The sequence below is a fragment of the Ramlibacter sp. AN1133 genome (genome assembly GCF_037890035.1).
Taxonomy (GTDB): Bacteria; Pseudomonadota; Gammaproteobacteria; order Burkholderiales; family Burkholderiaceae_C; genus Ramlibacter.
In genome coordinates, this window is sequence record NZ_JBBKTQ010000002.1 from 35,393 (window position 1) to 59,007 (window position 23,615).

The window sequence follows — 23,615 nt, forward strand, 5'->3', positions numbered from 1 at the left end:
CGCGCCCTTGAACAGCACCGCCCCGCCGGTCCGCGCCGTGACGGCACACCGCCCCCCGGTTCCAGGCTGCTCGCGAGGACTGCGCACTCCTCACCATTCCCCGGTCCAGAAGCGCTGCCGCCGAAGACTGAGGCTACCGGTCGGGCACCTGCGGCGCCCGCGGGCAGCCCCCGGGCGGCGAAGCGACTTCGCCGCCGCGCCCGCTCAGCGATGGCCTGCGCCGTCATCGGCAGCATGGCCGACGGCATGCCCCGCTTCGTGACCCGCCGCGTCGTCGGCGGCATGGCCCAGGCCATGTCCCGCTTCGTGACCCGCCGCGTCGTCGGCAGCATGGCCCAGGCCGTGCCCCGCTTCGTGTCCGGCCGCGTCGTCGGCACTGTGGCCATGTCCCGCGATCCCCCCATTCGCGCTGTTGCCGCTCCCTGGCCCCGAGTTGCCCGACGGCCCGGAATTGCCCGATGGCCCCGAGTTGCCGGACGGCCCCGAGTTGCCCGACGAGCCCGAACCGCCTGAGGACGCCGAGCTTCCCGACGAACCCGAGCTGCCGGACGAACCCGAGCTGCCGGACGAACCCGAACTGCCGCCGCCGCCACTGCCACTGCCACTGCCACTGCCAGCGCCAGCGCCAGCGCCGCCTCCGCCTCCGCCTCCGCCACCTCCGCCACCGCCACCGCCACCGCCACCACCACCACCACCGCCATGCGCGAGAGCGGATACCGAGAACAAGCACAACGTCAACACGACGAGTCCGTTGGCTGCGGTCTTTCTGAAGTCGATCATGTCCATCTCCTTGGAGTACTCGACACTTGCCGATCCGGAGAGGATTGCGGGTGCAATCCTGCTTCGCCTGATTGGCTGTGGGAAAGTTTCCCACAGCCGAAACGGAGCCTACGTGGGAATCTTTTCCACGTCCACGTTTTTTGTGTGACAATTACCCACGCCAACCGCCAGACTGCGGACCGTCACGAGCCACTTGCCCTTCGGTATGCCTGAGAGCCCTTCGTCCCACGCCACGCCGCCGCGCGCGCTGATCCAGGCGCTGCGCCATGCGTTGCGCCCGCTCGTGAAGGTCATGCTCGCGCGTGGCATGACCTTCACCTACGCCAGCGAGCTGCTGAAGTCGCTGTTCGTGGAAGTGGCGGACCGGGACTTCCGGCTGGAGGGCAAGGTGCCGACCGACAGCCGCGTCAGCCTGGTGTCCGGGGTTCACCGGAAGGAAGTCAGCCGGCTGCGGGCCGTGCTGGAATCGGGTGAAGAGGTCGTGCCCGAGGTGATCTCCCTCGGCGCCCAGGTGGTCGCGCAGTGGATGGGCGCCCCCCCGTACGTGGACGACAAGGGCCGGCCGCGGCCCCTGGCCCGCTTCGCGAGCGAAGGCGCGGAGCTGTCCTTCGAGGCCCTGGTCGCGCGCGTGAATCGCGACATCCGTCCCCGTGTCGTTCTCGACGAATGGCTGCGCCTGGGCGTCGTGGACATCGACGAGGACGGCCGCGTGCGCCTGCATGCGGGCGCGTTCGTGCCGAGCAAGGGCTTCGAGGAGATGAGTTTCTATTTCGGCCACAACGTGCACGACCACGCCGCTGCCGCCGCGCACAACCTGCTGGGTGGCGAGCCGCCCTTCATGGAGCGCAGCGTGCATTACGACGGACTGAGTGCGAACGCCGTGGAACAGCTCGCGCGCCAGGCGGGCACGCTGGGCATGGAGGCGCTCGTGGCCGTCAACAAGAGCGCGCTTTCGCTGGCGAAGCGAGGGGGGACGACCTCGCTGCCCCGCCAGCGCATGACCTTCGGCGTGTACTTCTATGCCGAGGCGTCGGACGCGCCCCCGGCGGATGCGGCGCGCGCCGGCTCGCGGGCGCCTGCGTCCGGGGCGCCGGTCCGGCCAGGCCGCAAGAAGGCGTCGAAATGACATCCCATCGTCCCCGGCGCCTGGCGGGCGCACTGTGGACCGTCCTCCTGTGGGGCGGCCTGGCCATGTCTGCGGCGGCCCAGGACACCTGCAGCTCCGGGGCGTCGCCGGTCAATCCGCTGGCGCGCACGGCCTCGGGCGGGACGGGAACGGGCGGCACCGGCGGCATCGGCGGAACCGGGGGAGGCAGCGGGGCGGGCGGCGGACGGGGCGGCATCGGCGGCACGGGAGTCACGGCGCGCGCGAGCTCGCCCGGCGGCGGCATCGGCGGGACGGGCATCGTCGGCTCGATCACCGGCTTCGCCAGCATCTGCGTGAACGGGCTCGAGGTGCAGTTCGATCGCGACACACCGGTTTCCGAGAACGGGCTGCCGAGTTCCGTGAGCGAGCTCGTCGTCGGCCAGGTCGTCGCCGTCCGGGCCGTGGGCCAGGGCAAGGACCTGCGTGCGGAATCGATTTCCGTGATGCACGCGCTGGTCGGCCCCGTGGACGCCATCAAGGACGAGGGCCGGACGATCCGGGTGCTGGGCGAGGACGTGATCGTGCCGAAGCCCGGCGCCCAGCGCAGCGGCGAGTGGGTGCGCATCAGCGGGTACCGGAGGTCCGACGGCGTGCTCACGGCCACGCAGGTCGAGCCACTGCCCGCTACCGCTCCCCGCGAGGCACAGGTGTCGGGGCGCGTCGATGCGATCGCCCCGGGTGCCATGCAGGTCAACGGCACGCGCGTGCAGCTGGACCCGCGCACGACACCGCGCGAACTCGCACGCGGCCAGCATGTGCGCGCGGCCGGTCCATGGGACGGGAGCACGCTGTTCGCGCAACGCGTGACGATCGACCCGGCGCGCGACGACATCGGGCTCGTGAGCGACGTGGTGCTCGAGGGCTATGTGCAGGAACTGGGCGCCGGCTCCATCAGCCTGGGGCATGACAGGCTGCAATTGAACGCCGATGCGCAAGTGCTTGGCGGCAGCGCAAGCGACCTGACCGTCAACCAGTTCGTCCGCGTGACGGGGCGCATGGATGCCGAGCGGCGCATCGCGATCGACCGGGTCGTGATCGAACCGGGCGGGCCGGGCGGCGCGGGAGGGGGGAGCTCAGGGTCTGGTTCGGGTTCCGGGCATGGGTCCAGTGGATCGAGCGGGTCGAGCGGGTCGAGCGGGTCGAGCGGGTCGAGCGGGTCGAGCGGGTCGAGCGGGTCGAGTTCAGGCGGAGGTGGCGCGGGAAGCTCGGGCTCCTCCGGCAGTTCCGGCAGCAGTGGCGGCGGGGGTGGAAGTGGCGGTTCCGGTGGCGGTGGCGGTTCCGGTGGCGGCGGAGGCGGCGGCGGCGGGGGCGGGGGCGGTGGCGGTGGCGGTGGCGGCGGAGGCGGAGGCGGAGGCGGAGGCAAGTGATGCGCGCCCCGAGGCGCCGCCGGACCCCGAAGCAACGGCGTGCAATTCCGACGCCATTCCCCGCGGCCTTTGACCTGCCTCAGGCTTCCCCGAAGTTTCCGGCCGGCCCGGGGCACACCCTCCTCATCCGGGCGCATCATCGCTGCCAGGGTGACGTCCATCGTCATCACGGCGGCCAAGCGCAGGCGTGCCGCAAGTTGCCGCCACCTCCACGGGCGCAAGCCGCTCTGCGCGCAGCGCCTCCGGCGGACCGACCCTCATCCCGGCGCGCCTGAGGACATCATGAGTCTCTTGCGCCCCCGCTCGCCGGGCCACTCCGATACCGGCAAGATCGTCTCCGCGGCCCAGGCCGTCGCCCTGATCCGCGACGGCGATACCGTCGCGACCACCGGGTTCATCGGCATCGGCTTCGCCGAGGAGATCGCGATCGCCCTCGAGGAGCGCTTTCGCAGCACCGCCACGCCGCGCGACCTCACCCTGGTCTACGCAGCGGGCCAGGGCGACGGCCACGGCAAGGGCCTCAACCACCTGGTCCACGAAGGCCTCGTCAAGCGGGTGATCGGCGGCCACTGGGGCCTGGTCCCCGGACTCGGAAAGCTCGCGGTGGCGGGCAAGGTCGAGGCGTACAACCTGCCGCAGGGCGTCATCTCGTGCCTGTTCCGCGATATCGCGGGCGGCCGGCCGGGCCACCTGAGCCACGTGGGCCTGGGCACGTTCGTCGACCCTCGCCTCGGCGGCGGGAAGATGAACGACCGCACCACGGAAGATCTGGTGGAACTGTGCCATCTCGGCGGCCGCGAGTGCCTTTGCTACAAGGCCTTCCCCATCCACGTCGCGATCATCCGCGCGACCAGCGCCGACGCCGACGGCAACCTCACCATGGAACGCGAGGCCCTGACGCTGGAGAGCCTGTCGGTGGCCACGGCGGCCCACAACAGCGGTGGCATCGTCATCGCCCAGGTGGAGCGCATCGCGGAAAGCGGCACGCTCAATCCACGGCAGGTCAAGGTGCCCGGCGTGCTGGTCGACTGCGTGGTGGTCGCCCGCCCCGAGAACCATTGGCAGACCTTCGGGACGCCCTACTCCGCCGGCTACAGCGGCGAGCTGCGCGTGCCGGCCAGCGCCGTCGCGCCCATGCCGCTCGACGTGCGCAAGATCATCGCCCGGCGCGCCGCGCTCGAACTGGCGGCCAACAGCGTGGTCAACCTGGGCATCGGCATGCCGGAGGGGATCGCCAGCGTCGCCAACGAGGAGAAGGTGATCGAACTGCTGACGCTGACCGCCGAGCCGGGTGTCATCGGCGGCGTGCCGGCCTCGGGGGCGAACTTCGGCGCCGCCATCAACACGCAGGCCATCATCGACCAGCCCTACCAGTTCGACTTCTACGACGGCGGAGGCCTGGACATCGCGTTTCTCGGCCTGGCCCAGGCCGACCGCCACGGCAACCTGAACGTGAGCCGCTTCGGGGAGCGTCTGGCCGGTGCGGGCGGCTTCATCAACATCAGCCAGAACGCGAAGAAGGTCGTCTTCGTCGGTACGTTCAGCGCCGGCAAGCCTCATTTCGAGCTGCGCGACGGCAGCTTGCGCATCCTGCGCGATTCGCAGCACCGCAAGTTCGTGCAGGAGGTGGAGCACCGCACCTTCAGCGGCGCGGAGGCGCTCAAGCGCGGCCAGCCGGTGCTCTATGTCACCGAGCGCTGTGTCTTCCGGCTGTGCGAGCAAGGGCTGGAGCTGGTCGAAGTGGCGCCCGGCATCGACATCGAGCGCGACGTGCTCGCCTGCATGGACTTCCAGCCCTTGATGCGCAAGACGCCCGGCCTCATGGACGCGCGCATCTTCCGGCCCGAGCCGATGCAACTGCGGCAGGACATGCTGCTCCTGCCGCTGGAGCAGCGTTTCAGCTTCGATGCCGCGCAGGGCCTGTTCTTCGCGAACTTCGAGGGCCTGACGGTCCGCAACCAGCACGACGTGGAGCAGATCGGCGCCCAGCTGCAGCAGCGGCTGCAGCCGCTGGGCCGGAAGGTGCCGGTCATCGTCTGCTATGACAACTTCGATGTCCTGCCGGACGTCCTCGATGCGTACGTCGGCATGGTGCATGACGTCGCCGAGCGGTACTACAGCGGCGTGTCCCGCTACACCACGAGTACCTTCCTGCGCGCGAAACTCGGTGAAGCGCTCGAGCGGCGAGGCGTCGCACCCCACATCCACGCCAGCGCGGCGCTGGCGCGGGCGGACTTGTGGAGCCAGGGATCCGCGGCGGCGGGGTAGACGCTGCCCAGGCACTTGCGCGGTCACACGCCGTTACCTGGACCCACTCCATCGAGACGGCCGGGTTAGGCTGCGGCGCTGGCGTTCCCATGCCGTTGGCAAGGGCGCACGGAGAGATCCATGACAGAAGAAAAGCTCGACCGCTCCATCGCAAGGGCCAACGCCTCCACGACAGCAAACGCTGCCGTCGATCCACCCTCGGGCGACTATGCCGGGCTCGCCGTCGCCGAATTCTCGCGGCGACGCTTCGTGATCGGCGCGGGCTCGGCGCTCGCGCTTGCCAGCACGTTCGGCCTGGGTGCCTGCGGCGGCGGCGGCGATGTCGACGAGGATCCCTTCGGCTATGGGGTTGCGAGCGGCGACCCGCTGCCGGATCGCGTCATCATCTGGACGCGTGCGAATCGCCTGTCCGAAGCGGTGCAGCTCCAGTGGGAGGTGGCGCTCGACGCCTCCTTCTCGACCCTGGTGAAGTCGGGCACGGTGACCGCCGAACCGGCCCACGACAGCACGGTGAAGGTGGATGTCACCGGCCTGCAGCCCGCCACCAGCTATTTCTATCGTTTCAGGAACGGCGCCGTCGTCTCCGAAACGGGTCGCACACGCACGCTGCCGACCGGCAGCGTCCAGCAGGTCAAGCTCGGCGTGTTCTCATGCGCGGCGTACTCGATCGGGCAGTTCCACGTCTACAACCACGCGAGCAACCGGACGGACCTCGACGCGGCGCTCATGCTGGGCGACTACATCTACGAGACGGGCCTGACCGACGCGGAGCAGCTGGCCGCAGGTGCCCTCGGCCGCCAGGCGGATCCGCAGGGCGAACTCCACACGCTCAACGAGTACCGCCTGCGCTATCAGCGCTATCACACGGATGCGGACCTGCGCGCCCTGCGGCGCAACATGCCACTGATCGCCGTGTGGGACGACCATGAGCTCGTCAACGACATCTGGCGGGATGGCGCGGGCGGGCACGACCCGGCCACGGAGGGCAGCTTCGCGGCGCGGCGGGCGGCCGCCGTGCAGGCGTACCACGAGTGGATGCCCACGCGCACCGGCGCAGACCCGCTCAGGATCTACCGCTCCTTCGACTTCGGCAACCTGCTGTCGCTGCACATGCTCGACACGCGCGTCGTCGGCCGCGATGCACCGACCAACCGCGATGCCTATCTCGCGGGCGCAGCGGACGACCCCGCCCGGCAGCTGCTCGGCACCGAGCAGGAAGCCTGGCTGGCTGCGCGCCTGCAGGAATCCGGCGCCACCTGGCAGGTGCTGGGCCAGCAGCTCGTGTTCGGCGGCATGCGCATTCCGCTGTCGGTGTTCGACGACTTCAGCGAGGACGCCATCAACGCTTTCCTCGCCGCGCTGGACACACCGGAGGCTTCCCGCACCGATGCGCAGCGCGCCCTGGTGGCGCAGCCTCGCATCGGCTACGAGCTCGGCAACTGGGACGGCTACCCCGCCGCGCGCGAACGCGTGCTGGCGATGGCGAGCGCCAGCGACAGGAACCTGGTGGTCCTCTCCGGCGACAGCCATAACGCCTGGGCGCACGACCTGCGCGACACGGCGGGGCGGCGGATCGGCGTGGAGTTCGCCACGCCATCCGTCACATCGACCGGGCTGGAGATCGCGCACCCCAGGATCGGCCGCCAGTTCCTCGCCGATTCGTTCCTGCGGATGGTGCCCGATCTGAAATACGCGGACACCGCACGGCGTGGTTACGTGGCCGTGAGCTTCACGCCGGCCTCGGTGACGGGCGAGTTCGTGTTCGTGGGTTCGGTGTTCGGGAACAGCTTCTCGGTGGCGGTCGGGCCGTCCCTGCAGGCGCTGGCGGGCCCGGCGGGACGCGAGTTGCACAGCGTGTAGCCGTCCACCCGTCCGCCGACCGCCATCCGCCGACCCCGACGCCGGCTTGCAGGCGGGCCAGGCGCCTCACGCTTCGCAATGCGGACACGCCGCCGCCGGCGGTGCCAGCTTCTGCGGCGCCGGCTCGAAGCGCTGGCCCGCCTCGTAGCGGTCGTGGTGCCGCACCCACTCCATCTTGTAGAACACGTCGCGCTCGTTGCGGCCCTGCGGCGCCAGGTCCATGAGCAGGTATGCGCCCATCATCACTTCCACGCCACGCCCGAACGTGGAATACGTGTGGAACACCTCGCCCGCATCGTCCCTGCAGAACACGCTGAGGCCGGGCGCCTCTTCCGCCGGGAAGAAGCCCTTGCGGTAGTTGTAGGCCACCTCGCCGCTGGCCAGTTCCTGCGGCGTGAAGCTCACGCCGAAGTCGAAGTTGAAGTCGCTGCCGTGCGACGAGACCCAGTCGAACTGCCAGCCCATGCGCTCGCGAAAGCGCAGGATGTCCGCCAGCGGCGCGCGCGACACGGCGACGAAGCGGATGTCGCGGTGCGCCAGGTGGACGTTCATGCCGTCGACGTGGTCGGCCATGAACGAGCAGCTGGGGCAGCCCTGCTCCCAGCCGGGCCCGAACATGAAGTGCTGCACGATCAGCTGGCGACGCCCGGCGAACAGTTCCGCCAGCGTGCGCGCGCCTTCGTGCGTGTCGAACCGGTAGTCCTTCGCGACGCGCCGCCACGGCAGCGCGCGGCGTTCGCCGGCGACCTGGTCGTGCAGCTTCGTCAGCTCCTTTTCGCGCGCCAGCAACTGCTTGCGCGCTTCGGTCCACTGCGCATCGGAAACGATGGGGTGCGTGAGGGTGCTCATGGTGTGCTCCGTGGGTCAGGTGCGGGCGCGGGGCCGGCGCACGACGCGCAGCTTGCCGCTGGGGCCGCCGCCTGCGTACAGCAGGCCGGCACCGTCGGACTCCAGGCCGCTCACGCCGGCGCCGGGTGGCATCTGCAGGCGCTCCAGGACTTCGCCGTTGTCCGGGTCCAGCCGGCGCAACTCGCTCTCGTCGCCTTCCCAGGTGCCGTGCCACAGTTCGCCGTCGACCCAGGTGACGCCGGTGACGAAGCTGTTCGATTCGATGGTGCGCCGGATCGCACCCGTTTTCGGATCGACCTGGTGGATCCTGCGGCCGCGGTAGTTGCCCACCCACAGGCTGCCCTCGGCCCAGGCCAGGCCCGAGTCACCGCCGCCGCCGGGTGCGGGGATGGACGCCAGCACCTTGCCCGTCGCCGGCTCGATCTTGTGGATGTGCGTCTCGGCGATCTGCCAGAGGTGCTTGCCGTCGAAAGCCGTGCCGGCGTCGCAGGCGCAGGGCAGCGAGCGCGCCACTTCGCCGGATTGCGGATCGATGGCCAGCAACTGCGTGCCGCCCGCGGCCCAGACGTGCCGACCGTCATGGCTCACGCCGGCGATGCTGCTCGTGCCGGGGAAGGGGCCGAGTTCGCGGACGACCTCGGCCGGGTGCGCGGGAGGGTACGAAGGCGGTTGGTCGGCGGGCCGCTCGCGGGGTGTGGTGTCGGGCATCTCGGGGTCCTTTCGCGCCTGCAGGCCAGGCGATGGAAAGGACTCTACGCACCGGGCAGCGCAGCGGGGAGTAACAAGATTGTCGTGAAATCCACCAGCGGCGCGGCGACCCAGCGGCGCGAGCGCGCCTGGCCGATGGCGCGCACCTGCCCCGCCGCCTCGAGCTGCGCCACCGCCCGCTGCACCGTGCGCTGGCTGGCGTCGAGCGCAAGCGCGAGCGCCGACGTGGACCAGGCCGCTCCATCCGCCAGCAAGGCCACCACGGAGGCCAGCTCACCCTCGATCGGCGGCTCGAGCACGACGACCTCCGCCGCCCCCTCGGGCCGCAGCACGAATCCGCGCGCCGTGGCCGCTATGCCTGCCATGCCCTGGACCAGCGCGCGCAGGCGGCCGATCTCCACGCGCAGGCGCGCGCGATGCGTCTCGTCCGGCCGGCGCGTGCGGAACGCCGTGGCGATCAGTGCGTCGCGCTCCACGTCCTGCGGCCAGGCCTGCGCCAGCGCACGGGCCAGCGCGAACAGGATGGGCCGGCGCACCAACGACTGCCAGGCGCCGCGCAGGGCGAGGCCGCGGCGGCAGGCATCCAGCACCAGCGCATCGGAGGCGAGCAAGGCCTCGACCTCGTGCAGCTTCAAGGGGACCGTCGCACCCGCGGTGACGCGCCGCGCGGCAGGCCGCTCCAGCGCGCTGCGTGCCTGCGCGACTTCGCCGATCAGCGCGGGAATGCCGGAGCGGTAGGCGGCCTGGTGCGCGCGCCCGAGCGCGGATCGCGCGGCGGCGGACTGCAGGCAGCGCAAGGCCAGTTCCGCCGCCGCCAGTTCCGCCACGGCGGCCAGGGCCGGCGGCAATGTGGACGCGTCCACGGACGCGAGCAAGACCCGCGCGTCCGCCAGGCGCCCCATCAGCAGCGAACGGCGTGCCGCGAGCAGGCGGGCGTGCAGCGCGTTGGCGCGGTCGCCGTGGCGCTCCAGCGTGGCCGTTGCTGCCTGCAGCGCGCGCAAGGAGCCGCCCAGCTCACGCATCGCCAGTGCGACTTCGGCGTCGGCCAGCACGCAGCGCGCCCGCGCCAGCTGTTCCTGCGGGCCGAAGGCGCGCTGCGCGCGGCGCAGCAGCTCGCGTGCGCGTGCGTGCTCGCCCAGTTGCGCCATCGCGATGCCGCGCAGCGCCAGGGCCGGAGGGTCGTCGCGCAGCGCCACCCGCTTGAGCGCGCCCAGCGCGTCGCCGGCGGCGAGCGCACGCGCAGAGGCGGAGATCAGTGCGTCCATGGAAGTTCGGTGGAGGCCCCGCGCATGCGGGTGCACGCGGCGTGCCAGGCGCCGTGCCGCGGCAGTTTAGGCGGCACGGGCGGGAACGGCGCGTTGCCGGGACCGAGGATGCAACAATCCTGCATGGACGAATCCGATAGCGGCAACGGGCAGGAAGCCATTCACGAAGCACGCCTGTGGAAGGACAACGGCTGGACGGCCCGGGTGATCAAGAACGAGGAGGACGATGGCTGGGCGGTGGCGATGACGCCCGATGGCCAGGTGGAACCCGCGCTCGTCGGCCCCTGGACGATGGGGCGCGACAAGAAGAACCCCAAGCCGCTGGACACCGCGGCCTTCCACACGCTGGTGAAGACCGCCACCGAGTTCGTGCGCCGGCACGAGCAGCAGTTGCATGCGAGCCTGCACCATGCGATCGAGATCTCGCACGAGGCGGGGCGCGTGAGCGTCACGCTGGATATCACGCCGGACGAAGAGTCGCCGTCCGCCGTGCTGCGGGCCACCGACGCGGCCGGCGAGGTGCTGGGGGAAGCGGGCGTCTCGCCCGGCTTCAGGCTGACGCGCGCGAGTGCGCTTGCCTGGGCGGAGGCACGCTTCAGCCCTCGGGCGGTCCGCTGAACCTGCGCCCCGTCGGTCAGCGCAGATTGCCGGTGTGGCCCAGGCTGTAGCGCCCGGGCTGCGGCCAGACGGTGAGCCCGTGCGGCTCGCGCCCGACCTTCACGCGCACGACGTTGCCGTCGGAGGTGTCGAAGCGGTAGACCTCGTTGTCGTAGCGGCCGGACAGCCAGAGATAGCGGCCGTCCGCGCTCACGTTGCCCATGTCCGGGCTGCCGCCGCCGGGGATGCCCCAGTCGGCCACGACCCGTTCGCTCGCGAAGTCGATCACCGAGACGCTGCCCCTGCCGCGCGGGCGTCCATGCACGCGGTTGCTGCCGCGGTTCGCCACGTACAGCTTCGTGCCGTCGCGGCTCGGATACAGGCCATGCGTGCCGACGCCCGTCGGGATGAAGCCGACCTGCCGGAAGGTGGCGAAGTCCACCACGTGCACGCCATCCGAGACCATGTCCGCCACGTAGAAGCGGCGGCCGTCCGGCGACACCCGGATGTCCTGCGGCATGGGCGTGGCCGAGACGATCACGGTGCGCGGCACCGTGGGGTCGATCATCCGGCGCGGCCTGCGGCCGGGCCGCTGCAGCATCTCCAGCACGTCGGGCCGGTCGAAATAGCGCGACAGCTTGATGGTGCCGACGACGCGCCGGTTCACCAGGTCCACCTTGGTGAGGCCGCCATCGAACTCGCACGTGAACAGGGCGTGCGTGCCGTCGATGGAGAAATCGGCGTGGTTGATGCCGCCGCAATCCGGCGTCTCGATCGAATACACCAGGCGCATCGTGGCGGCGTCGCGGAAGTCCAGCCGCTTGTAGGCCTCCGCCACCACGATCGCGTAGCGGCCGTCTGGCGACCAGTACATGTTGTAGGGGTCGTCCACCGGCACGGAGGGCCCCGGCCTGCCGGTGCGCGGATCGATGGGCGTGAGGCTGCCGTCGGTGCGGCCCTCGGCGTTGTTCGCCACCCAGAGCACCTGCAGGTTCCAGGAGGGCACGATGTGCTGCGGATTCACGCCCACGCGGAAGCGGTCCACCACGCGCAGCGTCGCGGGGTCGATCACCGACACCGTGTTATCCCCGCGGTTGGGCACATAGACGCGTTCCAGGTGTCCGGCCACCGCGGGCGACAGCTTGCCGGCTCTCGTCTCGCTGTACAGGTTGCGCGGGTCGGGCACGCCGGGCATGCCCGGCACGGTCACCACGGGCGCGACCGGCACCGGTGCGGGCGCGGCAATCTGCCCGTACGCGGGGGCAAGTGCACCCGCCATGGAGAGGGCGGCACAAAGTGCGCGGAGTTGGTTCACGTGCAAGGTTTCTTTCGTGTTCACCGCGTTCCCGCCAGGGCCTGGCGGATCGCGGTGACGGTTTTCCCGACGATGAGGTCGACGCCCTTCTGTCCCAGCGCGGCCGAGGCGCGCGTCGGGTCGCCGGTCACGCCGGTCTGCGGCGAGGCCTCTGCCAGGCGATCGGTGTGCACCAGCGAGGCGTCGACGGCCAGCATCAGGGAGGTGTCGGCCAGCCCGGCGTGCGGGCCGATCTGCGCGGGCGAGAAGCCGGCCTCCTGCAGCAGCTGGGCGTAGCCGGTCGTGGCCGCCTGGTAATAGGCGGCGATGTAGTGCACGCGGGCGCCGCTGCCGGCCCATTCGCGGTTCAGGCGTTCGCTCACCTGCCGCAGCAGCGGCTGGTAGTCGCCCGAGTCGCCCAGCAGCACGATGTCGCGGAAGCCGTGCTGGCGCAGGCTGCGCGCCGCTCCCGTGACGATGCCGCTGAAGGCCTCCCCGGACACCGAGATCGTGCCGGGAAAACGCATGTGCCCGGCGGACTCCGGCACGTAGGCCACCACCGGAGCGACCAGGGTGTGCCCCAGTTGCGTGGCGATGCGTTCGGCCAGCCGCGCGGCCCGCACGTTGTGCTTGCCAAGGGCCATGTGCGGGCCATTCTGTTCCGTGCCGCCGACGGGGATCAGGATGGTCGTGCTGCCGCCGCGCAGCGCGTCGCGCACTTCCGGCCACGTCAGGCCGTCGAGCTGTAGCTGTGCCGCAGCGCAAGGAGGCGCCCAGGCTGCAAGCAGCAGGACGAACAGCACGTGGGCGGTGATGGCGGTGCGGGTCACGCGACGGAATTGTGCACGAGGGAGGCGGCGCACGGGGTTTGCGCGCTAGCGCAGGGGCTGGGCGGTCTCGTTCCTCTCTCGTTCATGTAAGAGCGCCTATGCTCGAACGCAACATGAAAGGAACCCCCATGCGCCATCGAAATGCCCCGAGGCTGAGGCAGCATCGTTCCGTGACTTCGGGCGCCCTGCTGCTGGGCCTGCTCTTCCTGCTGCCGCCTGCCTGGGCGGACGTCGACCGCAACCAGGCCACCTCGATCGCGCAGAGCGTGGTTCCCGGCCGCGTGCTGGCGGTCGAACGCGGCCTCCACGTCGACAACAGCCTGGTGTGGCGCATCAAGGTGCTCACCCCGGCGGGCGACGTGCGCCTCATCGTCATCGACGCGAAGACCGGGCGGTCCCGCTAGGACGGCAGCGGTTCGGGCCGCAAGGGCCCTGGCCGCTCACCCCTGCTGCCAGCGCAGGGGCAGCCCTTGCGCGACCCGCACCATGCGCTCCACCTGGAAGCGCAGCACGCGCAGTGCGCCGGCCCATTGGCCGATGTGCGCGGCATCGGTCAGCAGGCTGGCGCGGCAGGCGAGGTGCAGGCGTTCGCCACTGCGGAAATCCAGCAACAGCAAGCCGCAACGCGGTTCGAGCTGCAGGTTGCCGAGCGTGTTGAAGAACATGTTGCCGGGATAGTCCGGCGCCAGCAGCGCGCCATCGGCCTGCACCCGCACGAAACCGGCGGGCCCGCCGCGATGCGATACGTCCACACCCTCCGCGGAGTTGCGGGAGCGCGCTGCCTCGGGATGTGCGCTGGCGATGAAGAAGGTGTCCGCGCCCCGCACGATGCGCAACGCCGCCTCGTCGAGCCTGTCGCCTGTCGTCACCTCGCCGGGTGCCTCCGAAGGCACGTGCACCGCCCGCCGTGGATGGATGTACTTCGGGCAGTTGCCGAAGCTCTGGCCCACGGCGACCTCGAACGCACCGTCGCGGTCGGCGACGATCCGGCCGTTCATGCGGTTGCGCCGGCCGGTCTCGGCCTGCAGGCCGAGCAACGCGACCGGTGCGCCTTCGCGCCACGAAGCCCCGACGGGATCCCCCTGCTGCGCTCGCGCCTCGATCCGCAGCGCTTGCGGCGTGGGCGAGGAGACGAAGCCCGGCGCGCCGGCCAGCAGCGAGGCCCACGGCTGCCCCGAGCCATCGACCAGCCCCGCATACACCACCGGCAGTTCGGCGAAGAACGCACGATGCTGCTCGGGCATGTGGTCGCGCAGCACGCGCGTGCCGACTTCCGCCATGCGGGCCGCGATCCCTTGCCCGCGATGCAGTTCCTGCTCTCCGGCATGCCAGGCTGGGGCGTTCATCGGCTGCTCCTTCTTGGACGGTGCGGCCGATTCTGTTTGCTGCGGGCGGCGGCATCAATGGTGCATCCCGCAGGACACTGCTCCACTTCGCGCAGTAATATGAACCGATGGACAGGTTCCGCGCCATGCAGACCTTCGTCGCGATCGCCGACGCGGGCAGCCTGACGGCAGCGGCGCGCTCGCTCGGCACCTCGCTGCCGGCGGTCGTGCGGTCGCTGGCCGGCTACGAGCGCGAGCTGGGCGTGCGGCTGTTCCAGCGCACGACGCGGCGCATCACGCTCACCGACGAAGGGCGGCAGCACCTCGAACGTTCGCGGCACATCCTCACCGCCCTGCAGGAAGCGGAGGCCGCCCTCAGCGCCGAGGCCTCCGCACCCGCGGGGCACCTGCACCTCACCGCGCCCGTGCTGTTCGGCCAGATGTACGTGGCGCCGGTGGTCACGCGCTTCGTGCAGCGCCACCCCGGCATGCGCTGCACCACGCTGCTCCTCGATCGCGTGGTGAACCTGCTGGAAGAGGGGCTGGACCTCGGGATCCGCATCGGCCCGCTGGAGGACTCGTCGCTCGTCGCGCGGCCGCTCGGGGAAGTGCGCCGGGTGGTGGTCGCCACCCCCGCCCTGCTGCGGCGCTCCGGCGTGCCGCGGCACCCGCGCGAGCTGCAGGGGCTGAACTGCATCCGGGTCCTGCCGGGGCGCACCGGGTGGGGCGACTTCCGGGAGAACGGGCGCGTGTTCCAGGTGCCCGTGAGCGGCAACCTCGAGTTCAACCACGTCTGGCCGGCGGTGCAGGCCTGCGCCGAAGGCGCCGGCTTCGGCATGTTCTTCTCCTACCAGGTCGAGCCCCTGGTCGAACGCAGGCAGCTGCGCGTCGTGCTGGAGGATTTCGAGCTGCCGCCGCGCCCGATCAGCATCGTGTACCCGCATGCGCGGCTGCTGCCGGCGCGCACGCGGTCGTTCATCGAGTTTGCCCTGCAGGAGCTCACGCGCTTCCGCCGCGCATCACGCGGCGCCGCACCTTGAGGCCTGCCGCCCGGTGCGCCGCAAGCGCTCAGGTGCGCGCTGCGAGCACGCGATCGACCATCACGGCGGCCTGGCCCAGGTTCCTGGCCGGATCGCAGAACGCCTCGAGCTGCGCGCGCGTGACGTGCTTCGAGATTTCCGCATGGGACGCCAGGATGTCGATCAGCGGGCGGTCCTCGGCGACGGCCTGGCGGCAGAGGTCGTACACCAGGTCGTGCGCAACCTCGCGGCCGATGTAGGGACCCAGGCCCATCATCACGGCCTCCGACATGACGAGGCCGTTCGTCATGTCGATGTTGGCTCGCATGCGCGTGGCGTCGACCTCCAGGCCCTTGAGGATGAATTTCGCCTGCTTGAGCGCGCCGGACAGCAGGCAGAAGATCTCGGGCAGGGCCACCCATTCGATTTCCCAGGGCCCGGTCGAGCGCTCGTGATCGGCGACCATCGCATCCATCAAAGCGGCGGCATGCTGGCGCGCCACCGAGATGTTGGCGTGGATGTACAGGCAGGAGATGGGATTGCGCTTCTGCGGCATCGTGGACGACGAGCCGCGGCCCGGCGCGAAGGGCTCGAACACTTCGCCGACCTCGGTCTGCATCATCAGCTTGACGTCCATGGCGATCTTGCCGAGCGAGCCGCCCACCAGGGCCAGGAAGGCGCCCACCTCCGCGATGGTGTCGCGCACGGTGTGCCAGGAGATCAGCGGTTGCGCCAGGCCGAGTTCCTTCATCAGGGCGGCCTGGGTCTCCATCGCGCCGCGCTCCAGCGACGACAGCGTTCCCGAGGCGCCGCCGAACTCCCCCATGAGCACCCTGGGCTTCAATTGCTGCAGCCGCTCGCGATGGCGGTCGATGCCGGCCAGGATCGCGGCCATCTTGTAGCCGAAGGTGATCGGCGTGGCCTGCTGCAGGTTGGAGCGCCCGATCACAGGCGTGTCCCGGTACTTGCGCGCGAGGGCGGCCAGTGCTTCGCCGATCTCGTCGAGGTCCTGCTCCACCAGCGCGAGGCCTTCCCGCATCTGCAGCACGGCGGCGGTGTCGGTGATGTCCTGGGTGGTCGCGCCCCAGTGGCAGAACTCCCCCAGGCCGTCGCGGCAGTTGGCGTTGATCTGGTTGACCACCGCGATGATCGGATAGCCGATCTGCTCGGTCCTGGCCTTGAGCTGCGTCCAGTCGATCTGCGACAGCTCGCAGTTCTTCACGATCTCGGCGGCCGCCTCCTTCGGGATGATCCCGAGGGCGCCTTGCACCTTGGCCAGGGCCCGCTCGATGTCCAGATACTTGGCGGTGCGGTTTTCGTCGGACCAGACATCGCGCATGCGTGCGTCGCTGAACATGTCGCCGAAGATGCGCGAATCGATGATGGTGGAAGCCATGGGATGTCTCTTTCTGGTGCGAAATTGGAAGGTGCCCGTCAGACCGCCTGCGCGGAGCGCAGGGCTTCGACGTCGCCGGCGGTGTAGCCCAGCTCCGCCAGGATGGCGTCGGTGTGCTCGCCCAGGGCGGGGACGGGGTCCATGCGAGGGGCCACGTCCCAGCTTCCGGGCGGCAGCATGGCGGGCAGCGGCCCTTGCGGCGAGCCGACTTCGGTCCAGCGGCCCCGCGCCTTCAGCTGCGGATGCCCCCAGACGTCCCGCATCGTGTTGACCTGGGCGTTCGCAATCTGCGCGGCCTCCAGCCGTTCGAGCACCTGCGCGACGCTCAGCGACGCGAACGCCGCCACGATGATTGCGCGCAGTGCCTCCCGCTCGGCCACCCGCTTGTAGTTGGCGGTGAACCGCGGATCGGTGGCAAGGGCCGGTTGCCGCAGGACCTTCTCGCAGAACGCGACCCACTCCCGCTCGTTCTGCAGGCCCAGCATCACCGTGCCGCCATCGCCGGCCGGAAAGGGGCCGTAAGGGTAGATCGTCGCGTGGCTCGCACCGGTGCGCGGCGGCGGCTCGGCGCCTTCGAATGCGTAGTACAGCGGGTAGCTGGTCCATTCGGCCAGGGATTCCAGCATGGAGATGTCGATCCTCTGGCCCTGGCCCGTCTGCGCGCGCTGCAGCAGGGCCGCCAGGATGCTGGTGTAGGCATACATGCCCGCCGCGATGTCCGCGATCGAGGGACCCGCCTTGCAGGGCTCTTGCGGCGTTCCCGTGACCGAGACGAAGCCCGCCTCGCTCTGGATCAGCAGGTCGTAGGCCTTCTTGTCCCGGTACGGTCCGGGACGGGCCGGATCGTCACCGTAGCCGGAGATGTCGCACACGATGAGCGCCGGCTTGCGCCTGGAGAGGCTCTCATACCCCAGTCCCAGGCGGGCCGCCGCGCCGGGGGCGAGGTTCTGCACGACCACGTCCGCCTTCTCGATCACCAGCCGCTCCAGCACCTTCGCGGCCTCGGGATGCTTGACGTCGAGGGTCAGGCTCTCCTTGGACCGATTGGTCCAGACGAAGTGCGAGGCCAGGCCCCGCACCCGCTGGTCGTACCCGCGGGCGAAGTCGCCCGAACCCGGGCGCTCGATCTTGATGACCCGGGCACCCAGGTCCGCCAGGTGGCGCGTGGCGAGGGGCGCGGCGATGGCGTGTTCGAGGGTGACGACGGTCAGGCCCTTCAGCGGCTGCATGGTGATCGTTTCCTTCCGGATGGATTCGTCGAACGGTCAGCGCAGGACTGCAGTGGCGTCCATGGTCAGCCAGCCCTCGTGGTCCGAGGCAAACAGCCGCACGGTCCTGCCGTCCGGCCCGGGCTGCCCGTTGACGTGGAACGGGTTCAGGTCGAAGGTCGGCCGCACCGCCTTGAAGCGGAAGCTCGCGACCTCGGCCTGCGGCATCTGCCGGCGCACCAGGTCCATCAGGAGCGTGGCGATGAGCGGGCCGTGCACGATCAGTCCGGGGTAGCCCTCGACTTCGGTCACGTACCTGCGGTCGTAGTGGATGCGGTGGCCGTTGAAGGTCAGGGCCGAGTAGCGAAACAGCAGCACATCGTCGGGAACGATTTCCCGTCGCCAGGCCGCACCGGCCTCGGCGCGCTGCGGCGGCGGCTCGACGTCGTCGGGCCGCCTGGCCTCCCGGTAGACGATGTCGTGGAACTCCACGATGGCCGGGTCCGTCGCACCGTTGCAGCGCAGCTCGTGCCGCACCTTGACGAAAACGAGCTTGCCCGTGCGACCTTCCTTCACCGACACATCGGCGATCGTCGACGTCCGCTCCACCGCGTCGCCCACGCGCACCGGCGAGCGGAATTCGAACTGGCTGCCAGCCCACATGCGCCGCGGCAGCGGCACCGGCGGCAGGAAGCCCCCCCGCCTGGCGTGTCCGTCGGGCCCGATCTCGCTTTGGCGATGCAAGGGCAGGAAGTACAGCCAATGCCACAAGGCAGGCAGTGCCGTCCCTTGCTCCACAGGCCGCGCCGGATGGTCCAGCGTTGCATCCAGTGCCCTGACGGGCGTCGCGCCAATGCTGTCGCGGACCGTTTCGGTGCGGCCGATCCAGGCCTGCAGGTCGTCGAGCGAGGTTTGCATGTCCCGGCTTTCCTGCATCAGTCGGCGGTCAGCCTGGCGCGCTGCACCACGCTCTTCCACTTGGCGAGCTCGCTCTTGACGAGCGCGCCGAACTCCTCGGGGGTGCTCGCCTGGACGTCGGCCCCGTGTTCGGCCAGGCGCTTGACCACCTCCTTGTCGGCCAGCACCTTGTTCAAGGCCTTGTTGATCTGCTCCACGATGGGCCTGGGCGTCCTGGCCGGCACGAAGAATCCGTACCATTGCCGCACGTCGACCCCGTCGACGCCGGCTTCCTTCAGCGTCGGGACGTCGGGCAGGAGCGCAGAGCGCTGCGGCCCCGCCACGGCCAGGGCGCGCAGCTTGCCGGCCTTCACGTGCGGCAGGGCGGTATACAGGCTCGGGAACATGAACTGCGTCTGGCCGCCGATGGTGTCCGTGATCGCAGGCGCGGACCCCTTGTAGGGGACACCCAGCATCACGACACCCGCGTTCAGCTTGAACAGCTCCGCCGCGAAGTGGGGCGCCGTGCCGTTGCCCGCCGAAGCGTAGGTGTACCGGTCCGGCTTGGCCTTCAGCTGTGCGACCAGGTCCTTCACGTCCTTGATCTGCACCGAGGTATTGGCCACCATGAGCGTCGGCGAATAGCCGACCAGGCCCACCGGCGCGAAGTCGGCCACCGGGTCGTAGCGCAGCTTCTGCAGCGCCGGATTCATGGCGTGCGTGGCGATGTAGCCGAACATGATCGTGTGGCCATCGGGCGTCGCACGCGCCGCGAACTCGCTCGCGATCGCGCCGTTCGCGCCGGCCCGGTTGTCGACGATCACCGTCTGGCCCAGCAGGGGCCCGAGCTTCTGGCCGATGATTCGCGCCATGGCGTCGTTGCCGCCGCCGGGCGCGGTGGGCACCACGATCGTGATCGGCTTGTCGGGGTAGGCCAGGGCCATCGGGGCGGCCGTGGCCAGGGCGGCGGCCAGGGCAGGGGCAAGCAGGCGCTTCATGGGTTTGTCTCCTTCAGGATCTTTCGAGAACACGTAGGGTGGGAGGTGCAGGTCGCCCTGCAGGATCTTGCGGGCGGTGCGCACGAGCGCGGCGCGCTGCACGCGCGCCTCGTCGCCGACGCCCTCGACGGCCACTTCGACCTCGATGCGCCCTTGCGGATGCAGCACGGCGATGGAGCGCACGCCCGGGCGGCGCGCACCGCTGCTGATGACCGTGCCGGGCAATGCGAAGGCGGTGGCCACGCCGATCGCCCCGGTGACGGCATGCGATGCGTGGCAGCGGCGCGGCGTGAAGTAGCGGGACGTGATGCTGTCCGCACCGTCGCCGTCGCTCGCGATCACCGGCTTCGGAACGACGCTGCCGGACACGTCGCCGAGGCCCATGGCCTCGCCGGCCGCGCGGCGGATCGCCTCGATGCGGGCCAGCAGCGCGGTGTCGGCATCGAGTTGCGCGGGCGATTCGCGTCCGCTCAAGCCAAGGTCGCGGGCGCGCAGGATCACCAGTGGCATCGCGGCATCGATGCAGCTCACTTCGATGCCGTCGATGGTGTCAATGCGGTGCCCGGTGGGAAACAGCGAGCCCGTGACCGCGCCCCAGGCGTCGAGGAAGTTCAGGCGGATGGGCGCTGCCGTGCCGGCCACCCCGTCGATTCCGGTGTCGCCGTCGTAGCGCACCCTGCGGCCGGGGGTCTGCACCGTGACGTCGATGCGGGAGCGGGTGTTCACGTTGAACACGCGGACCGTGGTTTCCCCGTCGTGGGCCGGCACCAGCCCCTGCTCGATGGCGAACGGAGCAACGCCCGAGAGCATGTTCCCGCAGTTCGGCCGCGTGTCGACCGACTTCTGGCCCACGCCGACCTGGGCAAACAGGTAGTCGACGTCGCACCCTGGCTGCGAAGACCGGGAGACGATGGCGACCTTGCTGGTCAGCGTGCTGCCGCCGCCGACCCCGTCGACCTGCAGGAGGTCCGAGGCGCCGATCGCGCCGATGAGGGCCTCGTCGCGGGCCGTGTCGTCGGCCGGCAGCCACTCGCGCAGGAAGAACGGCCCTCTCGACGTGCCGGCACGCATCAGGACGCAGGGGATCATTCGTTGCATGGGTGGATGATCCGTTCCGGCATTGCCAAAGTGAATTGCATCTTTAAGATCAACTGATGCTCTGCGCACATCACTGAATGGAGGGCCCAGCCGTGGCCATGAACTTCGACCTGAACGACCTGGTGGCCTTCCGCACCGTCGCGGAGCTCAGCAATTTCCGCAAGGCCGCCGAGGCGGTGCACCTGTCGCAGCCGGCTTTCAGCCGCCGCATCGACAAGCTGGAGCAGGCCCTGGGCGTGCGGCTGCTGGAGCGCAACACGCGGCGCGTCTCGCTCACCGCCGTCGGACGCGACTTCGAACGCAAGGTGCGTGAACTGCTGGACGACCTCGACGCGACCCTGGTGGGCATCCGGGGAGGCACGGCCACGCGGATGGGCGAGGTCACGGTGGCCTGCGTGCCTTCCACCGTGTACTACTACCTGTCGCACGTGATCCGCCTGTACCACGAGCAGTCCCCGCGCGTGCGCGTGAAGGTGCTCGACGCGGGCGCCAACGAAGTGCTGGCCGCGGTCGCCCGCAGCGAGGCGGACTTCGGGCTGAACTTCATCGGCGCCCAGGAGGGCGACCTGGAGTTCAAGCCGCTGGTGGAGGAGCGCTTCGTCGCGGCCTGCCGGCGCGATCACCCACTGGCCAGGCACCGCCGCGTGAGCTGGGCGCAGCTGAGCGACCACGACTACGTGTCGGTGGGTCGGTCTTCCGGCAACCGGGTCGTGCTGGACCAGGCGCTGGCCGGCGTCGCGAAGCGACCGCAGGCCATCTACGAGGCCGAGCACGTCACCACCGCGCTGGGCCTCGTCGAGGCGGGGCTGGGGGTTGCTGCCGTACCCGCCATGGCGATGCCCGGCAAGGAACATCCGATCCTCGTCAGCATTCCGCTCGTGGATCCGGTGGTGCATCGCAAGGTGGGCCTGATCCGGCGCCGCGGACGCACGCTGTCGCCGGCGGCGCAGCAGCTCTATGACCTCTTCGAGCAGATCAAGGGGCGGCGTCGAAGCTAGGAGTCTGCGCGCAGACTCCTAAGGTCCGCAGCGGGCTGGCGAGGGTCCGGGACCAGGACCTCGTGAGCCCAGGCGCGAGGCCCCGGCAAGTGGTGTCGCGCGAAGAGTTTCTCTATGATGGAACAGGCGCGAGCGGCAGTCCCGGCCTGAACACTGACGCCTGCGGCGTGGCACGTGCCACACTTGATCGACACTCGGCCTGGATCGGGCCGCGGCAACCCGCTACCAAGGAGACGCTGATGCTGACGATGGAGAAGACGGCTGACTACGTGGAGCGCTGGGTCGCCGCGTTCGAGTCGAAGGACCTCGATCGCGTGCTGGCGTTCTACACCAACGACGTCATCTTCCACTCCCCGCTGGTTGCGCGGCTGAGCCACGACCCCAGCGGCACCGTGCATGGCAAGGCGGCGCTGCGCGCCTACGTGAAGAAGGGCTTCGAAGTCTTCGATCACATCAAGTTCACCGTGCTCGACGTGCTGCGCGGCGTCGACAGCATTGCGATCCACTACAAGGGCATCACAGGCACGCATGTCGTCGAGGTGCTGTTCTTCGACGCGGACGGCCTGGTCCGCGAGTCCTACGTGCACTACGCGTCTCCCGAGTAGCGACGGTACCGGTCATGCAGCGCAGGACGGTGGTGGCATCGGTGGCCGCTCTCCTGTTCGGCCCGCCGCGCGCATTCGCGCAGGCTCCCGCGCCGCCGCCCGGGCCGCGGAGCATCGCGGTGCTGCAGATCGAACTTCTCGACGACCAGAACAATCCGGCGACGAAGGCCGCCCAGGAAGTTCGCCTGCGCGATGCCTTGCTCCAGCTTCGCAAGGAGCTGGGGGAGCGTGGGCTCTACCGGGTTGTCGACCCAGGTCCTGCCCAGGCACTGCAGGAGCATCTGCGAGCCCAGCAGGAGTTCTTCTATCGCTGCGACGACTGCGCCGCGCAGGTCGGACGCCAGCTCGGCGTCGATCTCGTCATGACCCCGTGGGTGCAGAAGGTCAGCGAGCTGATCCTCAACTTCAACGTCCAGATCTTCGACGTGCCTGCCGGCAAGGTCATCTTCAGCAAGTCGGTGGACATGCGCGGCAACGAAGACGAATCCTGGAGGCGTGCCGTTCGCTACCTCGTGCGCGACATGGCCGAGAAGCGCTCGATCCATCCGGGATACGGGCAATAGATCCGGTGTGGGTCGCGGCGGCGTGAATGCCGCGGATGGCCGCAGGCAGACCCCTGCAGCGTGCATGCTCCACGGCCCGTTCATGAGGTTGACAGCGTCTTGCGCGCTTCTGCAGCATGGCGTTCCCTTTATCGCAGGAGAACGCCATGGCTTACGTCGATGGATTCGTACTGGCCGTCCCGACCGCCAACAAGGATGCGTATCGCGCGTCCGCGGCCAAGGCCTGGCTACTGTTCAAGGAGTTCGGCGCCACGCGCCACGTGGAGTGCTGGGGCAACGATGTGCCGGACGGAAAGCTGACCGACTTCAAGCGCTCGGTGCAGGCGAAGGACGACGAGACCATCGTGTTCTCATGGATCGAATATCCGTCGAAGGAGGTCCGCGACGAGGTTTACCGGCGGATGAAGGACGACCCCCGGATGAAGGAGATGGACATGCCGTTCGACGCCAGGCGGATGATCTTCGGCGGGTTCCAGCCCATCTTTGACGAGAGGGCTTGAAGTCGTTCGGGACCGTTTATTTCCCTTCTCGATGTAACACTGC

General features: G+C 69.9%; 21 protein-coding genes. 11 read left to right on the forward strand and 10 right to left on the reverse strand.

The features are described 5' to 3' along the window. Nucleotides 1-985: 985 nt before the first annotated feature. The 4 genes from WG923_RS02680 to WG923_RS02695 all read left to right on the forward strand — a co-directional run bounded on the left by WG923_RS02680 (nucleotide 986) and on the right by WG923_RS02695 (nucleotide 7,422). The gene (locus tag WG923_RS02680; protein WP_340349384.1) at nucleotides 986-1,906 is read left to right on the forward strand and encodes a DUF6502 family protein; all 921 of its coding nucleotides are present in this window, start codon (nucleotides 986-988) and stop codon (nucleotides 1,904-1,906) included. After that, the gene (locus tag WG923_RS02685; protein WP_340349385.1) at nucleotides 1,903-3,294 is read left to right on the forward strand and encodes a DUF5666 domain-containing protein; all 1,392 of its coding nucleotides are present in this window, start codon (nucleotides 1,903-1,905) and stop codon (nucleotides 3,292-3,294) included. The genes WG923_RS02680 and WG923_RS02685 overlap by 4 nt, the downstream gene beginning before the upstream one ends. A gap of 282 nt (nucleotides 3,295-3,576) precedes the next feature. Further along, a complete protein-coding gene (locus tag WG923_RS02690; protein WP_340349386.1) occupies nucleotides 3,577-5,562 on the forward strand; it encodes an acyl CoA:acetate/3-ketoacid CoA transferase in 1,986 nt (661 codons plus the stop codon). A gap of 120 nt (nucleotides 5,563-5,682) precedes the next feature. Next, nucleotides 5,683-7,422 (forward strand): alkaline phosphatase D family protein, encoded by a 1,740-nt coding sequence (locus WG923_RS02695; RefSeq protein ID WP_340349387.1) that lies wholly within the window; start codon nucleotides 5,683-5,685, stop codon nucleotides 7,420-7,422. 66 nt (nucleotides 7,423-7,488) lie between these two features. Here the strand turns inward: WG923_RS02695 and WG923_RS02700 are convergent, their stop codons facing one another. The 3 genes from WG923_RS02700 to WG923_RS02710 are packed head-to-tail and all read right to left on the reverse strand — an operon-like array spanning nucleotide 7,489 to nucleotide 10,244. Continuing rightward, entirely contained in the window at nucleotides 7,489-8,271 is a 783-nt protein-coding gene (locus tag WG923_RS02700; RefSeq protein ID WP_340349388.1) for a DUF899 domain-containing protein, read from the reverse strand. Between the two features lie 15 nt (nucleotides 8,272-8,286). Next, a complete protein-coding gene (locus WG923_RS02705) occupies nucleotides 8,287-8,979 on the reverse strand; it encodes a Vgb family protein (protein WP_340349389.1) in 693 nt (230 codons plus the stop codon). Between the two features lie 44 nt (nucleotides 8,980-9,023). Then, a complete protein-coding gene (locus WG923_RS02710; RefSeq protein WP_340349390.1) occupies nucleotides 9,024-10,244 on the reverse strand; it encodes a helix-turn-helix domain-containing protein in 1,221 nt (406 codons plus the stop codon). A gap of 108 nt (nucleotides 10,245-10,352) precedes the next feature. On the opposite strand from WG923_RS02710, the gene WG923_RS02715 reads away from it, so the two are divergent. Then, the gene (locus WG923_RS02715) at nucleotides 10,353-10,862 is read left to right on the forward strand and encodes a hypothetical protein (protein WP_445322888.1); all 510 of its coding nucleotides are present in this window, start codon (nucleotides 10,353-10,355) and stop codon (nucleotides 10,860-10,862) included. A 16-nt stretch (nucleotides 10,863-10,878) separates the two neighbouring features. On the opposite strand, the gene WG923_RS02720 is transcribed toward WG923_RS02715, so the two are convergent. Both WG923_RS02720 and WG923_RS02725 read right to left on the reverse strand, forming a co-directional pair. Next, nucleotides 10,879-12,162 carry a YncE family protein gene (locus tag WG923_RS02720; RefSeq protein ID WP_445322889.1) on the reverse strand — a complete coding sequence of 428 codons (1,284 nt, stop codon included), beginning with the start codon at nucleotides 12,160-12,162 and terminating at the stop codon, nucleotides 10,879-10,881. 14 nt (nucleotides 12,163-12,176) lie between these two features. Next, nucleotides 12,177-12,965, reverse strand: a complete 789-nt coding sequence (locus tag WG923_RS02725; protein ID WP_340349392.1) for a creatininase family protein — start codon at nucleotides 12,963-12,965, stop codon at nucleotides 12,177-12,179. 170 nt (nucleotides 12,966-13,135) lie between these two features. On the opposite strand from WG923_RS02725, the gene WG923_RS02730 reads away from it, so the two are divergent. After that, nucleotides 13,136-13,369: a PepSY domain-containing protein gene (locus WG923_RS02730; protein ID WP_340349393.1), complete on the forward strand. Its 234-nt coding sequence runs from the start codon at nucleotides 13,136-13,138 to the stop codon at nucleotides 13,367-13,369. A 36-nt stretch (nucleotides 13,370-13,405) separates the two neighbouring features. Here the strand turns inward: WG923_RS02730 and WG923_RS02735 are convergent, their stop codons facing one another. Further along, nucleotides 13,406-14,311, reverse strand: coding sequence for a pyridoxamine 5'-phosphate oxidase family protein (locus WG923_RS02735; RefSeq protein ID WP_340349394.1), 906 nt, complete (start codon nucleotides 14,309-14,311; stop codon nucleotides 13,406-13,408). 107 nt (nucleotides 14,312-14,418) lie between these two features. Between WG923_RS02735 and WG923_RS02740 the strand changes: the two genes are divergently transcribed. Then, the gene (locus tag WG923_RS02740) at nucleotides 14,419-15,330 is read left to right on the forward strand and encodes a LysR family transcriptional regulator (RefSeq protein WP_340349395.1); all 912 of its coding nucleotides are present in this window, start codon (nucleotides 14,419-14,421) and stop codon (nucleotides 15,328-15,330) included. A gap of 28 nt (nucleotides 15,331-15,358) precedes the next feature. Here the strand turns inward: WG923_RS02740 and WG923_RS02745 are convergent, their stop codons facing one another. The 4 genes from WG923_RS02745 to WG923_RS02760 are packed head-to-tail and all read right to left on the reverse strand — an operon-like array spanning nucleotide 15,359 to nucleotide 20,906. Continuing rightward, nucleotides 15,359-16,705 (reverse strand): class-II fumarase/aspartase family protein, encoded by a 1,347-nt coding sequence (locus tag WG923_RS02745; RefSeq protein ID WP_340349396.1) that lies wholly within the window; start codon nucleotides 16,703-16,705, stop codon nucleotides 15,359-15,361. 38 nt (nucleotides 16,706-16,743) lie between these two features. Beyond that, nucleotides 16,744-17,934: a CaiB/BaiF CoA transferase family protein gene (locus WG923_RS02750; RefSeq protein WP_340349397.1), complete on the reverse strand. Its 1,191-nt coding sequence runs from the start codon at nucleotides 17,932-17,934 to the stop codon at nucleotides 16,744-16,746. 36 nt (nucleotides 17,935-17,970) lie between these two features. After that, complete coding sequence (locus WG923_RS02755) at nucleotides 17,971-18,831, reverse strand: FAS1-like dehydratase domain-containing protein (RefSeq protein ID WP_340349398.1); 861 nt, start codon at nucleotides 18,829-18,831, stop codon at nucleotides 17,971-17,973. A gap of 17 nt (nucleotides 18,832-18,848) precedes the next feature. After that, nucleotides 18,849-20,906 carry a 4-oxalomesaconate tautomerase gene (locus WG923_RS02760; RefSeq protein ID WP_340349399.1) on the reverse strand — a complete coding sequence of 686 codons (2,058 nt, stop codon included), beginning with the start codon at nucleotides 20,904-20,906 and terminating at the stop codon, nucleotides 18,849-18,851. 92 nt (nucleotides 20,907-20,998) lie between these two features. Here WG923_RS02760 and WG923_RS02765 point away from each other — a divergent pair, with 92 nt between their 5' ends. The 4 genes from WG923_RS02765 to WG923_RS02780 all read left to right on the forward strand — a co-directional run bounded on the left by WG923_RS02765 (nucleotide 20,999) and on the right by WG923_RS02780 (nucleotide 23,572). Beyond that, nucleotides 20,999-21,904, forward strand: coding sequence for a LysR family transcriptional regulator (locus WG923_RS02765; protein WP_340349400.1), 906 nt, complete (start codon nucleotides 20,999-21,001; stop codon nucleotides 21,902-21,904). 239 nt (nucleotides 21,905-22,143) lie between these two features. Continuing rightward, nucleotides 22,144-22,509, forward strand: a complete 366-nt coding sequence (locus WG923_RS02770; protein ID WP_340349401.1) for a nuclear transport factor 2 family protein — start codon at nucleotides 22,144-22,146, stop codon at nucleotides 22,507-22,509. A 14-nt stretch (nucleotides 22,510-22,523) separates the two neighbouring features. Continuing rightward, on the forward strand, nucleotides 22,524-23,072 hold the full coding sequence (locus tag WG923_RS02775) for a DUF3280 domain-containing protein (protein ID WP_340349402.1): 549 nt from the start codon (nucleotides 22,524-22,526) through the stop codon (nucleotides 23,070-23,072). Nucleotides 23,073-23,218: 146 nt separating this feature from the next. Further along, complete coding sequence (locus tag WG923_RS02780) at nucleotides 23,219-23,572, forward strand: DUF1428 domain-containing protein (protein WP_340349403.1); 354 nt, start codon at nucleotides 23,219-23,221, stop codon at nucleotides 23,570-23,572. Nucleotides 23,573-23,615: the final 43 nt, after the last annotated feature.